The organism is Acinetobacter sp. ABJ_C5_2 (assembly GCF_044538485.1).
Lineage (GTDB): Bacteria > Pseudomonadota > Gammaproteobacteria > Pseudomonadales > Moraxellaceae > Acinetobacter > Acinetobacter nosocomialis_A.
This window is the reverse complement of sequence record NZ_JBIUCS010000001.1, coordinates 188,875-202,406: the sequence shown is the minus strand read 5'-3', so window position 1 is coordinate 202,406 and position 13,532 is coordinate 188,875. Positions and strand designations below refer to the sequence as shown.

Genomic DNA, 13,532 nt, shown 5'->3' with positions numbered 1-13,532 from the left:
CGCTTTTTTATTACACTTATACTCATCAAAATAAAGTTTTCCATAAAATGATCGAAAAAAATTTTCAACTTAAACACTATATTGCAATCAGCCTGCTTTTGATTGCCATTATTGTTTCAGGTATCAACCCTCTGGAGTTTGAAGCTTACTTACTTCATCAAGCTGGCACTGTTTTTATGGTGATTCTGCTTTTTATTATTTTCAAAAAAATTGGACTCGATTTTTTAAGTTTTACTTTTTATTTACTGTTTCTTTTAATCCACGTAATTGGTGCTCATTATCTCTATTCATACGTTCCGTATAATGACTGGATTCAACACATCTTTCATTTTAACTTAGATGAGTACATGGGCTGGTCTCGTAATATGTATGATCGACTTGTCCACTTTTCATATGGTGCGTTGCTCTACCCTCTTATTTATCGTGTATTCCAAGTATGGTTACCCACTGCACGTCCTTTTTCTTTATTCTTACTTGTAGTCCAATTCGTGATGGCATCAAGTGTCTTTTATGAACTAATTGAATGGGCAATCGCAATTGGGTTATCACCTGAACAAGCAGAAAACTATAATGGGCAACAAGGTGATATGTGGGATGCTCATAAAGATATGTTACTCGCCACAATTGGCGCAATCCTCTATGGGCTTTTCGCCTTGATAACATCACCCAAATTAGACAATAAACCGTAAATAAAAAGCGCTCATTGAGCGCTTTTTATTTGTTACCAAACGGCCTGTTAAACAACCGGATAGGTTTGCTCTAAAATATTTTGCAAAGGTGAAGAGGTCGTATTTGGCAAAAGATGATCAAGATTTGTTGTCTGATCAATTGAAGTATTCACATCATTTTGCTCAGGAGTCTGAGTCGTTTTTAATGCTGTCGATGATAGAAGTTTTGAGACAGGATCTGATTCGTTTAGAGAAGAGCTTTTTAGCAAATCATCTACAGGAACAGTTTTCTGCTGACTAGTCGGCTCAGTTGTCGTAGTTTGCGCAACCTTTAAAGTATGTAACCCAACACTATCTGCCAAAGATGGAGCTTCTGTACTTAAGGTATTGACTGAAGCATCGGCCAGACTCGCGACCTTCGGTGCAACCACATAAAAAGTAAATGGAGAGCTTGCTTCACTGGTCAGCCCTGCTGCATCGGTTTGGGTTAAAGTAATGCTGTGCTTACCAAGAGTTAAGTCTTTATCAAAAGTAAATGACCAAGATCTACCAGCCGTTACAGTCACCACCCCAATTGCAACACCATTATCATAAATCGTAAGTGTCGCATTTGCTTCACCTGAACCCGTAAGTTTTGGCCTAGCATCATCAGTTTCCGAACCTGCCGCAATAGCGCCTTTGATGTCACCTACATCATCTTCTACACTGTTTAAGATAGGTTTGGTCGGAGGTATAGTATCTTTTGTACCCACAATATCCAGACTTTCAGATCTATTTCCTGCGCTATCAATCGCAGAAACAGCACCGTGGTTATTGTCAGTCAATGCTGGCGAAATAGTAATGGTAAATTTTCCATTCGCATCTGCTGTTCCAGTACCAATTACTTTACCAGTTGCATCTTTAATTTCAATTTTGGCATTGGCTTCAGCTGTACCAGTTACCGAAGTACCATCTGTATTAATTTGAGCCGTTGGTTTATCTGGTGCAATCGAGTCAAAACCTGGCTTAATTTCGACAGGCTTAGACGTATTACCAGCTGCATCTTCAACAACTACGGTGCCTTTTTGAGACTCTTTTAAAGCAGGTGAAAGCGTAATTTGAAAGTCACCTTGGGCATCCGCCATGCCAGATCCAATGACATTGCCATCGGCATCTTTGATTTGAACTTTTGCATTGGCTTCAGTTTTACCATGAATTACCGACCCTTCTTTGTTGACTTCAGCAAAAGGAGAAGCTGGTGGCACGGTGTCTTTACCCGCAATAATCTTAACTTCTTCAGATTTATTACCTGCAGCATCTTCAGCAATAACTTTACCGCCCGCCTCACCAGTTAATGGCGGAGTAAGTTTTAAAGAATAAATACCATCTTTATTTGCAAAAACAGAACCTAGTACTTTGCCAGTGGCATCATAAACTGTAATTTTTGCATTTGCCTCTGCTTTACCAGTCAATAATGAACCATCATCGCTCAATTGAGCCTGTGGAGTATCTGGAGGTATTGTATCTTTTGTACCTGTTACAACCGTAGCTTTAGAGCTATTTCCAGCCGCATCTTGGGCAATAACATTTAATTTGTCCCCATTCACTAGCGGCTTATCTAATTTAATCGTGTAGTTACCACTTGCATCTGCAACACCCGATGCGACTGTATTGCCTGCAGCATCTTTAAGATAGATTTTTGCATTTGCTTCAGTTTTACCAGTCACTGTCACGGTATCATCAGCAAGCGTAGCGGTAGGAGCAGCAGGTGCGATTAAATCAGGTGCACTTGCTGAGTCATCCTTATCATCTTTCTTAAAAGCCCAAAGATATAATCCTTCCACAGCTAGAACTGCTAGACCTGCTTTGAGTACATTACCCATCGAAAAACTTGGATCACCATCAACTGCCATAGTTGCAGCTGTTGAACTCGCACTGGCATAGCCCAAATCTGTAACGTGATTTAAGCCTTTATAATCGATCACTTTGCCTTGGGCATCGAATTGTGCTTCAACAAACTTTCCTTGCTCTGTTGGAAAAACAAGTGAATGCTCTGTTGTATTCGTTGCTTCATTAAAGAAATTTTCTAAAACAATGGTCTCGCCATTCTTTAAGTGGAGGACTAAGCGTCCACCCTGTTTTTCCATCGATGCAATATCTTTTTGACTTACACCAATTTGAATAATAGTAGGCTGGTTTAAAATTACTTTATCGAGCTGACCATCTTGCAGAACGTCCAAACCCTCTTTGGATGCCACAATTATTCTTGTCATTATTTCCTATCCTGAATTTCAGTTATATTTTTAAATGTGTAACTTTTTAAATGAAACATCTAAAAGCTATTTTATTGTTGCCTAAAATATCAAAATCACTTATCTATCACAATTCAATAAGTATATTTATCAACAATATTTTTTGAATTCTCATTAAAAAATATAACTTCAAACAGGATTTATATGCACCTTATATATTACATTCTTAAATAAACAAAGCTAAAAGCTCCGACAAGAACTAACACCAACAATGTCATAAATTTAGTTATTTTTTTATCTTCCCATGTCATTTTAAGCATAGTCCAGCCCTGAAAGCGTTTAGCAAGAATGCTATTTAAAATAAGCGTTGAAAGATGCAATATAACCAAAGCTAAAAATAAGTTTGCGAAAAATGAATGTAAGTCTCTCAAAGAATAAGTAAAGTGCTCTGTTCCGTATCCAAGTGCTACAACAACAGGAATGAGTATGAAAATAAATACAATCGAAGCTTGAAATAGCCCAATACTGAATAATTGAATTGAATTTTTCGAAAAAATACTTACTGAATTTGCATGACTAAACGACTTTTTAATTGCGTTGAATGCCATACTGCTCCGCTTCTTTATGCCAAATGGCGCAGTATTTGAAATACGTGGACTTAAAAAATGCCAGATAACCCGTGTGGTAATACTCATCAGGAGGATATAACCAAACATCATATGCACCTGATGTAAGTCCTCACTATCTCCCGTAAAATAAGCACCAACAAACGCAACCATAATAATGATGTGTAAGATTCTTATAAGAATATCAATATGCGATAACGTTTTTGACATTACAAAACTCAAAAAATCAAAAATAATCACAACTTTGGCAATTGAAACTTAAACAAATATTAATCAAATTTATTTAATCACCCCCATAAAAAAAGAGCACCTATAAAGGTACTCTTTCGTTAAAAATATATCTTAATTAAAACTTCGTATCGCGCATTTGCACTAAAGTTGAATTCGCTTTTGCCAATGTATCTGCAACTTTATTCATTACCGCCGGAATCAAACTATCTGCCATTTGGGCCGCTTGTAGACCTAACTTTTCACCCAAAGTTGCCTTTTTACGTGTGTTAATCACATAGACATCATGCTGAGGTAACAACGCTAATAGATACTCATCAGAAGTTTCTAGTTTATCTACAAGGTTTAAATCAAGCGCATCTTGTCCATACCAATGCTCACCTGTAGCAACCTTGTCTACATTAAGCTGTGGACGGTACTTCTCTACAAAGTGCTTAAACAAGATATGTGTTTGTTGTAACTCTTCTTCAAACTTCGCTTTACCTTCAGGCGTATTTTCACCGAACATAGTCACAGTACGCTTATATTGCCCAGCTGTATAAAGTTCGAAGTCAACGTTATGCTCTTTTAAAAGACGATTGAAATTTGGAACCTGAGCAACGACACCAATCGAACCAACAACAGCAAATGGTGCAGAAATAATTTCATTTGCAATACAAGCCATCATATAGCCACCACTTGCAGCGACTTTGTCGACACAAATCGTTAAATGAAAACCTGCATCACGCAAACGAACTAATTGAGCTGCTGCTAGTCCATAACCATGAACCATACCACCCGGACTTTCAAGACGTACCACTACGCGGTCACGTCCAGCTTTAGCTGTAGCTAAAATAAGTGTGATTTCTTCACGAAGGTTTTCAACCGCAGATGCTTGAATATCACCTTTAAAATCTAAAACAAAAATTTTCTGATTGTTCTTACGGCGGATTTTAGCTTCTTTCGCAAGTTGTTGAGCCAATTGTAAAAGCTCTAAACGGCTTGCTGTCGTTTGTGCAATTTTTTTTCTCTGTTCATTTACACGTGCATTTAAATGACTAACACGTATTTCCGCAGGGAGTTTAGGCAAATGGAATAACATAAAATTCTATGCTCATAAGTTTGTCTTTATAGCCTTAAGATGTGGTTCTTTTGATTAAAATTCAATAGCGATTTTGCAAAATAGATTCATTTTCATTTATTAAATAAAAAAAGAGCACAAGGCTCTTTTTCTTTTACAGCTAGAAATTAACCGAAACGGCCAGTAATGTACGCTTCTGTCAATTGATGGTCAGGTTGCGTAAATACTTTTTCTGTAGAGTTTACTTCGATCAAATCACCTAAATGGAAGTAAGCTGTACGGTCTGAAACACGTGCTGCTTGTTGCATTGAGTGCGTTACAATCACAATCGTATATTGATCAGAAAGTTCTGAAATAAGCTCTTCCACTTTTGCTGTTGCAATTGGGTCAAGTGCAGAACATGGTTCATCCATCAAAATGACTTCAGGACTTACCGCAATCGTACGTGCAATACATAAACGTTGTTGCTGACCACCAGATAAGCCTGTACCCGGCTGATTCAAACGGTCTTTCACTTCTTCCCATAAGCCCGCTTTACGCAAGCTATTTTCAACAATTTCTTCTAGGTCATATTTGTCACGTGCTAAACCATGTAGCTTTGGTCCATATGCAACGTTATCAAAAATAGACTTAGGAAACGGGTTTGGCTTTTGGAATACCATACCCACCTGAGCACGTAGCAATACAACGTCCAGATTTGGATCATAGATATTTTTATTATCTAAAGTGATCTTACCTGTTACACGGCAGCCATCAATCGTGTCATTCATACGGTTTAAAGTACGTAGGAAAGTTGATTTACCACAACCTGATGGTCCAATGAATGCAATCACTTCATTTTGGTAGATATCTAAATCAATGCCTTTGATCGCTTCAAAGTCGCCATAATAAACATGGGCATCTTGTGCACTAATTTTGATTTCAGTTGAGTTCTGCTTTTTTGAAGTTTGCGGTTCAAAATGCGAAACATATGAAGTGCCATGATTCAGCGGCTTATCTGTAAATTGAGATTGTTCAGTATTCACTAACTTATCCTTTTCTAAGGAATTCGTAATATCAATAGTATTCATTATTTATCCTCTATTACCAACGCACTTCGAACTTTTTACGTAACCAAATTGCAAGGCTGTTTAAACCAATCATTAATGCAAGAAGTACGATAATCGCAGCAGCAGTACGGCCTTCGAAGAAGTTACGCAACTCATTACCCTGCCATAAGTAAACTTGAACAGGTAAAGCAGTTGCTTGATCAAATGGAGTTGTTGGAATACTTGCAACGAATGCACTCATTCCGATTAAAAGTAACGGTGCAGTTTCACCAAGCGCATGTGCCACACCAATAATTGAACCTGTCATGATGCCCGGCATCGCCAAAGGTAAAACATGATGGAAAACGGTTTGTACTTTAGAAGCACCTAAACCAAGTGCAGCTTGTCGAATTGATGGTGGAACAGCTTTTAAAGATGCACGGGTTGTAATAATGACTGTTGGTAATGTCATTAAACTTAATACCAAACCACCGACAAATGGAGCCGACAATGGTAAATGCATCCAACCAATGAAAATGGCTGCACCAAGTAAACCGAACACAATTGAAGGAACAGCTGCAAGGTTATTAATGTTGACTTCAATAATGTCTGTAAGGACATTCTTTGGAGCAAACTCTTCCAGATAAATAGCACTCGCCACACCAATTGGAATCGAAATGATGATCACAATCAGCATCATGAATAACGAGCCCATGAATGCACCTGCAAGACCACTAATTGCTGGTGAACTACGAGAGTCCGGATTTTTAAATAAGTTGGTATTAAACGTATTTTCGAGAATACCTTTTGCTTTCAAATCATCTGCAAGCTTACGGATTTCCGGATCAAGCTGTTGCTGGTCATCTGGTAATGAGCGGTCAATATTGCCTTTTAACCATACATCTACGTTAGCATCACCCAAGAAAGTAAGGTTCTCTTTTTTACCAATCAGCGATGGGTCGGCAAATACCATGTCACGCAAACGATAAGCTTCTGAGCTTGCATAAAGGCTACGTAAAGAATCACGTTGCGACTCAAGTGAAGGGTCTTTAGCGACTATACCATTTACAATCAGGCTATCCCAATCCACCATACCCATTTTTGTTTGCCAAGCTACATAACGTTCTTGGTAATGCGCAGGTGTTTCACCTTGAGTACGTGCTGGCAATGGACCAGCATCAATCACTTTAGGATCGAAGTAAACTGGTACATTCATACTGGTTTGCCAAAAAGCAGGTAAACCTTTTGCCAAAATACTGCCAAATAATAACGCTACGAATGCAAGACCAATAACCACTGCCGATAAACCAGCAAAACGGAAAGCTTTTTCTTTGCGGTGACGTTTAGCCAGTGACTTTTCAATCACTTTTTTACGGCGATCACGTGCTTGAGCAGCAGCTTGTGGATCAAATACGTTCTGATCCATAGGAGACGATGTATTTGATGTACTCATTCGTATTGCTCACGGTATTTACGCACAATGTACAGTGCAACAATGTTTAGTCCCAAGGTGATTACAAAGAGTGTTAAACCCAATGCAAATGCCACCAAGGCCTGAGGGCTTGCAAAATCGGTATCGCCAGTTAACTGTTTTACGATGGTTACAGTCACTGTCGAAACAGCTTCAAACGGATTTGCATGTAGAAGTGGACTGTTCCCCGCTGCCAAAACCACAATCATGGTTTCCCCCACGGCACGCGATACAGCCAATAAAAATGCCCCCGTAATACCCGGTAAAGCGGCTGGTAAAACCACTTGGCGAATTGTTTCTGATTTGGTTGCGCCAAGTCCGAGTGAACCATCACGAAGTGCACGAGGAACTTGAGTAATAATGTCATCAGATAAAGATGAAACGAATGGGATAATCATGATTCCCATTACGAAACCAGCAGTCAGTGCACTGGTTGCGTTAATTTCAATACCAATATGAGCACCCACAGCTTTAAAGAATGGACCAATAATCATCATGGCAAAAACACCATAAACAATTGTTGGAATACCCGCTAAAACTTCAATCGTTGGTTTTGCCCATGAGCGTAACCATGGTGAAGCATATTCAGCTAAATAAATGGCAATCATTAAGCCAACAGGTACAGCAACTAATAAAGCAATACCACTGACCATGAGCGTACCCCATAGCAATGGTAATAAACCATAACTACCTTCAGCATTACCTGAAGTACTAAAGCCAGGGTTCCATTCTGTACCAAAGAAAAAGTCGATTGGACTTACAAAATGGAAGAAGCGCATTGCTTCACCAAACATCGACATTACAATGCCGATTGTGGTTAAAATTGCTACGCCAGAACACAAGATCAAACCAACATTAATGGCACGTTCAACTTGGTTACGTGCACGATATTCTTGGCTGATTTTTTTCTTTGCCCAGACTAAACCTAATAATGCAGCACATACAACAACGGCAAATTTGGCAAAAGAGCCAATCGTTTGAAATTTTGCATATTGCTGAGCAGCAGCCAACTCATAAGCTGCCGGATGATCACTTACCCCAAAACCAGAAGCAATCGCTTGAACTCGATCAACAAGTACACTTCTTGCTGCTTCATCAAGAGAAGCTGACACAGAAGCTGGAACATTATTAAAGATAATATGATTTAAAATATTTGGTTCAACTAAGTTCCAAATCATCAAAATTAAAAAAGCAGGGATACCGCACCAAAGTCCAACCAGTGCGCCATAATAACCAGGACGAGAATGTAATGTCGCCGAGTTGCTTCCCTTACCTGCTAGGTTACGGCTTTTTCTCAGCCCAAGTTGATATGCAATTGCCACAAGGGCTAACAACACACCGATAAGTAGCAGATTCATGTATTCTCCACTGTTTTCTCAATTGTCATAATTTGGGAAAAACGTGTTAGACAAAAAGGCTGATGATCACTTGGGATCACCAGCCCCTATTCAAAACAATTTATTTAACAGTTTTACCTGCTTTAAAGTCAGCTAAGACTTTAGCGCGTTCTGCGTCAGACATCGCGATTAAACCATCACGCTCAGCTTTAGAACCTTTACCTGTTGCTTTTTTGCTTAGGAAGTATTCTACATACTGTGGTAAACCTTTAACTGATTTTAAGTGTTCGCCTTTCACATAGAAGAATAATGGGCGAGATACAGGGTATGTACCATTTAACACAGTTTTCTCAGAAGGAAGAACGTTGTTTACTGATGCTACACGTAACTTGTCACGGTTCATGTCATAGAAACTTAAACCAAATACACCTACTGCACTTGGAGAAGTTTTTAAGCGAGCTAGAGTTTCTGTATAGTCGCCAGCAATTTCAATTACACGGCCATCTTTACGGAAAGTCGAACATGCTTTCTTCTGAGCATCTTTATCTAGGTTTTTGAAGTATTCGTATGATTCACAACCAGCATCAACCATTTTTTCTTGGAAAACTTCACGCGTACCGTGGTTAGACGCAGGAATTACAAGCGTAATAGGTTCGTTAGGAAGTGATTTGTCAATTTGGTTCCAGTTTGTATAAGGGTTTGGAACCAATTTACCTTTTGAAGGTAACTGTGCAGCTAAAGCAGCAAACACATGGTAAGGTTTTAATTTATAAGCTGCTTTGTGTGAGCTAGACGCAAATACGATACCGTCATAACCGATTTTGATTTCTTGAATTTGTTTTACGCCAGCTTTGTTACAAGCTTCAATTTCTGTAGTTTTAATTTTACGAGAAGCGTTTGCAACGTCGATCGTGTTGTCACCAACGCCTTGACAGAATTGTTTTAAACCAGCAGAAGAACCACCAGAACCTACAACAGGAGTTTTAAATTGAGGGAATGTATTACCAAACTCTTCAGCTACAACGCTGGCAAACGGTAATACAGTTGAAGAACCAGCAATTTGAATCGTATCACGAGCTGCATTTGCAGTCGTTGTTACAGCGGCCCCAGTTACTGCTAACGCAATTGCGATTTGACGTGGATTTAAGCGCATTCTGTTCTCTCTCATTAATGCAATAGGTTGTACGTCACTTTTTGTTGAGTGCTTGTACGCTCTTCGATAGCTGCATTGTGAATAGAAAATATGACAAATAAGTTACAGTATTATGACGCTTTCATGATTTTTATAATGTTCATTGCCACATTTCTAAATCTATTTTATATCAATCATTTAATCTTATTTTATAAGGGTTGTGTTACCTCAATTTTATATTAAATATGACAATCACCCAAATTGATAAAATTACAATTATTCTTAAATTATAAAAGCTTAAAGAATTTAATAAATTGATATTACAAAGTTAATTTATTGACATATTTCTCAGATTTTTACATGTCATATTTATTTTTAAAAAATTATTTCGTTCTAACATGAAAATATTATGACAAAAAGATAAACGGTTACCTGCTCTTTGTCAGATAACCGCAATATCACTGTCAATTTAGCGTATTAGTTTGATTGTACTTCTGGCATAGGAACCATTTTTTTACGGTACTTGAAGAAATACATGATGGCTAAAACAGCAAGCCAGATTGGACCTAAAATTACAGCCAGTCTCATATCTGGCGTCATTGCCATAATAATAAGAATGAAACATACAAAGCTAATAGTTAAATAATTACTCCATGGACTCATAATGCTTTGGAACTTGGTTTGGCGACGTTGTAATTTCATTGCTTTGGTAAATTTCAAATGTGTGACTGAAATCATAAGCCAGTTAATAACAAGTGCAGCCACAACCAACATCATAAAGAGCTGAAAAGCTTGACCAGGGATTAAATAGTTCACCACCACACAGACTGCTGTGATTGATGCAGAAACAACTGCTGCTGGAACCGGAATACCACGACTGTTTACTTTTTTCAAAATTGCCGGAGCATTACCCTGCTCTGCCAAACCATGCAGCATACGGCTATTACAATAGATACAACTGTTATAAACCGAAATAGCAGCAATTAAGACTACAAAGTTCAGAACATTCGCTACGCCATTACTATTGAGTGACTGGAAAATCATGACAAATGGGCTACCGCCTTCTGCCACCATATTCCAAGGGTAAAGACATAAAAGAATACCGATTGCACCGATATAAAAAATCAGGATGCGGTACACAATCTGGTTCACTGCTTTTGGAATTGTTGTTTCTGGTTTCTTGGTTTCTGCCGCAGCAATACCAATAAGCTCTAAGCCACCAAATGCGAACATAATGACAGCCAAGGCCATAATAAAGCCATGAATACCATGTGGGAAGAAACCACCGTGTTGCCATAAATTTGCAACACCCGCTTGCGGACCTGCTGAGCCTGAAAGTAAAAGATAAGCACCAAAGCCAATCATACTTAAAATGGCAACAATTTTAATGCAGGAAAATAAAAACTCGGATTCCCCAAAAAAGCGGACATTTACCAAGTTAATGCCGTTAATTAAAATAAAGAAAAATAATGCAGTCATCCATGTCGGAATTTCAGGCCACCAAAACTGTATAAAAGTACCAATTGCACTCAGTTCAGCCATGCTCACCAGCACATACAATACCCAGTAGTTCCAGCCAGACATAAAACCAGCCATTTTGCCCCAATACTTGTTCGCAAAATAACTAAAAGAACCACTTACCGGTTCTTCAACAACCATTTCGCCCAAATGACGCATAATTAAAAAGGCAATCACCCCAGCAATTGCATATCCTAATAAAATTGAAGGACCAGCCAATTTAATTGTTTGAGAAAGACCTAAGAATAACCCTGTTCCGATCGCCCCTCCGAGTGCGATGAGTTGAATATGCCGATTGGATAAGCCTTGTTTTAACTCGTGCTTATTGTTTGCATCCATAACATTATCTCCAATGTTGGTGTCACTTCCTGTACACCTTTATTCAGCACCATATCCGAAGGCCAGAAACCGACCTTCGGACATAAGTTGCTTTAATATGAGTCCATTTAATTTTGAGAAGACGTGTCCTATCTTCTATTTAAAACGAGCTTGCATCCTTACATTTAATCGGTTGGGAACGCTCCTTTAAAATTTCGTAGCCACGATCGCCGTAGTCAAAACGTGCAATCACGGAAGCAAATTTTTTCAAACTTACTGGCGCATCCATTGCCGGTAGTTTTAATTCAATAAAAGTTAACTGGTCATTTTGCTGAACGTTGTCTAAAACGCTCTTTAGCTGCCCTGCGGTTTCAACTACATAAGTTGTATGGCCTTTCTTACCGTTAAATACCGCTGGAATTTCAGTGTATTTCCAGTTTTGTACATCGTTATAGGCAGCAGTTTCACCCATAATTAGGCGCTCAATGGTGTAACCGCCATTGTTCAGCAAGAAAATAATTGGTTTTAAACCATGACGGATAATTGTAGAAAGCTCTTGTACCGTAAGCTGGAAAGAACCATCGCCAATAAACAAAATTTGGCGGCGTTCAGGAGCAGCTAACAAACTACCAAGCAAAGCCGGCAGGGTATAACCAATAGAGCCCCAAAGCGGCTGAGCAATATATTTAGCTGTCGCTGGAAGCTTTATACCTGACAAAGCAGAGTTTGATGTTCCTACTTCACCAATAATCACATCATCTTCTTTTAAGAACCCTGAAATATAATTCCAAAGCACATCTTGGCTTAGCTTTTGTTGAGCTGGTGCTTCAACTACTTTCTGAGGTTGTTTTTCAAGAAGAGGGGTTGAAGATTTACGTGGTGCAACTTTTTTATTTAGCTCAACAAGTAACTGGCCAATTTCAATACCCGGAAAATCTTGCCCGAAAATGTTCAGACCATAAGATTTAATTTCGATGTAATTCTTGGTCTCAATTTGATGAGTAAATACAGCTGAGCCAACATCGGTAAAGCGTGCACCAATACCAATTAGACAGTCAGATTGCTCAATGATATTTTTTACATGCGGTTGGCTTGCCCCACCTACATAAGTCCCGATATAACGAGGCGAGCCTTCATCCATAATATTTTTTGCAGTATTCATACCTGCAAATGGGATTGAGCATTTTTGAGATAGATCATTTAAAAGCGACGTTACACCAAAAACCGAAGCTTCATTATCAATAAGAAGTGCTGGGCTTTGAGCATTCTCAATAATGTCACAAAGTTTGCTTACCACACTTTGCAATAATTCAGGTTCAACTGCTGGATAGCTTAGGTCGAGCGGACGCTCAGATACTTCAATTTTAACGTGAGTAATATCGCCTGGTAGTTGGATGTGTACAGGACGACGCTCAAGGAAACACTGACGTAGCACACGGTCAATTTCAAAGGCTGCATTTGCTGGAGTTAAACGTGTTTGGGCAACAGTGAACTCTTTCATACAGTTCATAATGTTGTCGTAGTTACCATCGACAAGCGTGTGGTGAATTAAAGTGCCCTTTTGAACTGCATGTAAAGGTGGAATACCTGAGATATGAATAAGCGGTACATTTTCTGCATAGGCACCTGCAATACCATTAATGGCACTTAAGTCACCTACACCATAAGTGGTTGCCAAGGCAGAAAAACCGTTAATTCGTGCATAACCGTCTGCTGCATAGGCAGCATTTAATTCATTACAATTTCCAATAAATTCGAGTTGTGGGTCTGCTTCAACTTGTTCTAGATATGAGAGGTTAAAATCACCAGGTACACCAAAAAGATGTTGGATACCCATTTGTTTTAGACGAAGATTTAAAAATTCACCAATTTCTATGAACATTGCTCTATATCCTTTGAGACCAATTTTTATTCC

Annotated in this window: 10 protein-coding genes; 1 reads left to right on the top strand and 9 read right to left on the bottom strand. The window is 38.8% G+C overall.

The window, feature by feature from the left end; genetic code table 11:
- Positions 1-47: 47 nt before the first annotated feature.
- Entirely contained in the window at positions 48-689 is a 642-nt protein-coding gene (locus ACH8JV_RS00960; protein WP_396519230.1) for a DUF2238 domain-containing protein, read from the top strand.
- Positions 690-736: 47 nt separating this feature from the next.
- Here ACH8JV_RS00960 and blp2 read toward each other — a convergent pair whose 3' ends face one another.
- From blp2 to ACH8JV_RS00915, 9 genes are all read right to left on the bottom strand, one after another.
- The gene (blp2, locus tag ACH8JV_RS00955) at positions 737-2,920 is read right to left on the bottom strand and encodes an Ig-like repeat protein Blp2 (protein WP_396519228.1); all 2,184 of its coding nucleotides are present in this window, start codon (positions 2,918-2,920) and stop codon (positions 737-739) included.
- Between the two features lie 197 nt (positions 2,921-3,117).
- Entirely contained in the window at positions 3,118-3,735 is a 618-nt protein-coding gene (locus tag ACH8JV_RS00950; protein WP_396519226.1) for a cytochrome b/b6 domain-containing protein, read from the bottom strand.
- Between the two features lie 136 nt (positions 3,736-3,871).
- Complete coding sequence (gene sohB, locus ACH8JV_RS00945; RefSeq protein WP_077169542.1) at positions 3,872-4,834, bottom strand: protease SohB; 963 nt, start codon at positions 4,832-4,834, stop codon at positions 3,872-3,874.
- A 146-nt stretch (positions 4,835-4,980) separates the two neighbouring features.
- Positions 4,981-5,883: a phosphate ABC transporter ATP-binding protein PstB gene (pstB, locus tag ACH8JV_RS00940; protein WP_004700130.1), complete on the bottom strand. Its 903-nt coding sequence runs from the start codon at positions 5,881-5,883 to the stop codon at positions 4,981-4,983.
- A 13-nt stretch (positions 5,884-5,896) separates the two neighbouring features.
- Positions 5,897-7,294: a phosphate ABC transporter permease PstA gene (pstA, locus tag ACH8JV_RS00935; RefSeq protein WP_396519224.1), complete on the bottom strand. Its 1,398-nt coding sequence runs from the start codon at positions 7,292-7,294 to the stop codon at positions 5,897-5,899.
- Entirely contained in the window at positions 7,291-8,670 is a 1,380-nt protein-coding gene (pstC, locus tag ACH8JV_RS00930; protein WP_002052700.1) for a phosphate ABC transporter permease subunit PstC, read from the bottom strand. Before pstC ends, pstA begins: the two co-directional genes overlap by 4 nt.
- A gap of 100 nt (positions 8,671-8,770) precedes the next feature.
- A complete protein-coding gene (locus ACH8JV_RS00925; RefSeq protein WP_002052826.1) occupies positions 8,771-9,802 on the bottom strand; it encodes a substrate-binding domain-containing protein in 1,032 nt (343 codons plus the stop codon).
- Positions 9,803-10,258: 456 nt separating this feature from the next.
- Positions 10,259-11,638 (bottom strand): amino acid permease, encoded by a 1,380-nt coding sequence (locus tag ACH8JV_RS00920; protein ID WP_368568111.1) that lies wholly within the window; start codon positions 11,636-11,638, stop codon positions 10,259-10,261.
- A 139-nt stretch (positions 11,639-11,777) separates the two neighbouring features.
- Positions 11,778-13,499: an alpha-keto acid decarboxylase family protein gene (locus ACH8JV_RS00915; RefSeq protein WP_396478345.1), complete on the bottom strand. Its 1,722-nt coding sequence runs from the start codon at positions 13,497-13,499 to the stop codon at positions 11,778-11,780.
- Between the last annotated feature and the right edge of the window lie 33 nt (positions 13,500-13,532).

Excerpts from the sequence above, each read along its gene's own strand:
- ACH8JV_RS00960 (WP_396519230.1), top strand. The coding sequence starts at position 48 with ATGATCGAAAAAAATTTTCAACTTAAACACTATATTGCAATCAGCCTG.
- blp2 (WP_396519228.1), bottom strand. The coding sequence starts at position 2,920 with ATGACAAGAATAATTGTGGCATCCAAAGAGGGTTTGGACGTTCTGCAA.
- ACH8JV_RS00950 (WP_396519226.1), bottom strand. The coding sequence starts at position 3,735 with ATGTCAAAAACGTTATCGCATATTGATATTCTTATAAGAATCTTACAC.
- sohB (WP_077169542.1), bottom strand. The coding sequence starts at position 4,834 with ATGTTATTCCATTTGCCTAAACTCCCTGCGGAAATACGTGTTAGTCAT.
- pstB (WP_004700130.1), bottom strand. The coding sequence starts at position 5,883 with ATGAATACTATTGATATTACGAATTCCTTAGAAAAGGATAAGTTAGTG.
- pstA (WP_396519224.1), bottom strand. The coding sequence starts at position 7,294 with ATGAGTACATCAAATACATCGTCTCCTATGGATCAGAACGTATTTGAT.
- pstC (WP_002052700.1), bottom strand. The coding sequence starts at position 8,670 with ATGAATCTGCTACTTATCGGTGTGTTGTTAGCCCTTGTGGCAATTGCA.
- ACH8JV_RS00925 (WP_002052826.1), bottom strand. The coding sequence starts at position 9,802 with ATGCGCTTAAATCCACGTCAAATCGCAATTGCGTTAGCAGTAACTGGG.
- ACH8JV_RS00920 (WP_368568111.1), bottom strand. The coding sequence starts at position 11,638 with ATGGATGCAAACAATAAGCACGAGTTAAAACAAGGCTTATCCAATCGG.
- ACH8JV_RS00915 (WP_396478345.1), bottom strand. The coding sequence starts at position 13,499 with ATGTTCATAGAAATTGGTGAATTTTTAAATCTTCGTCTAAAACAAATG.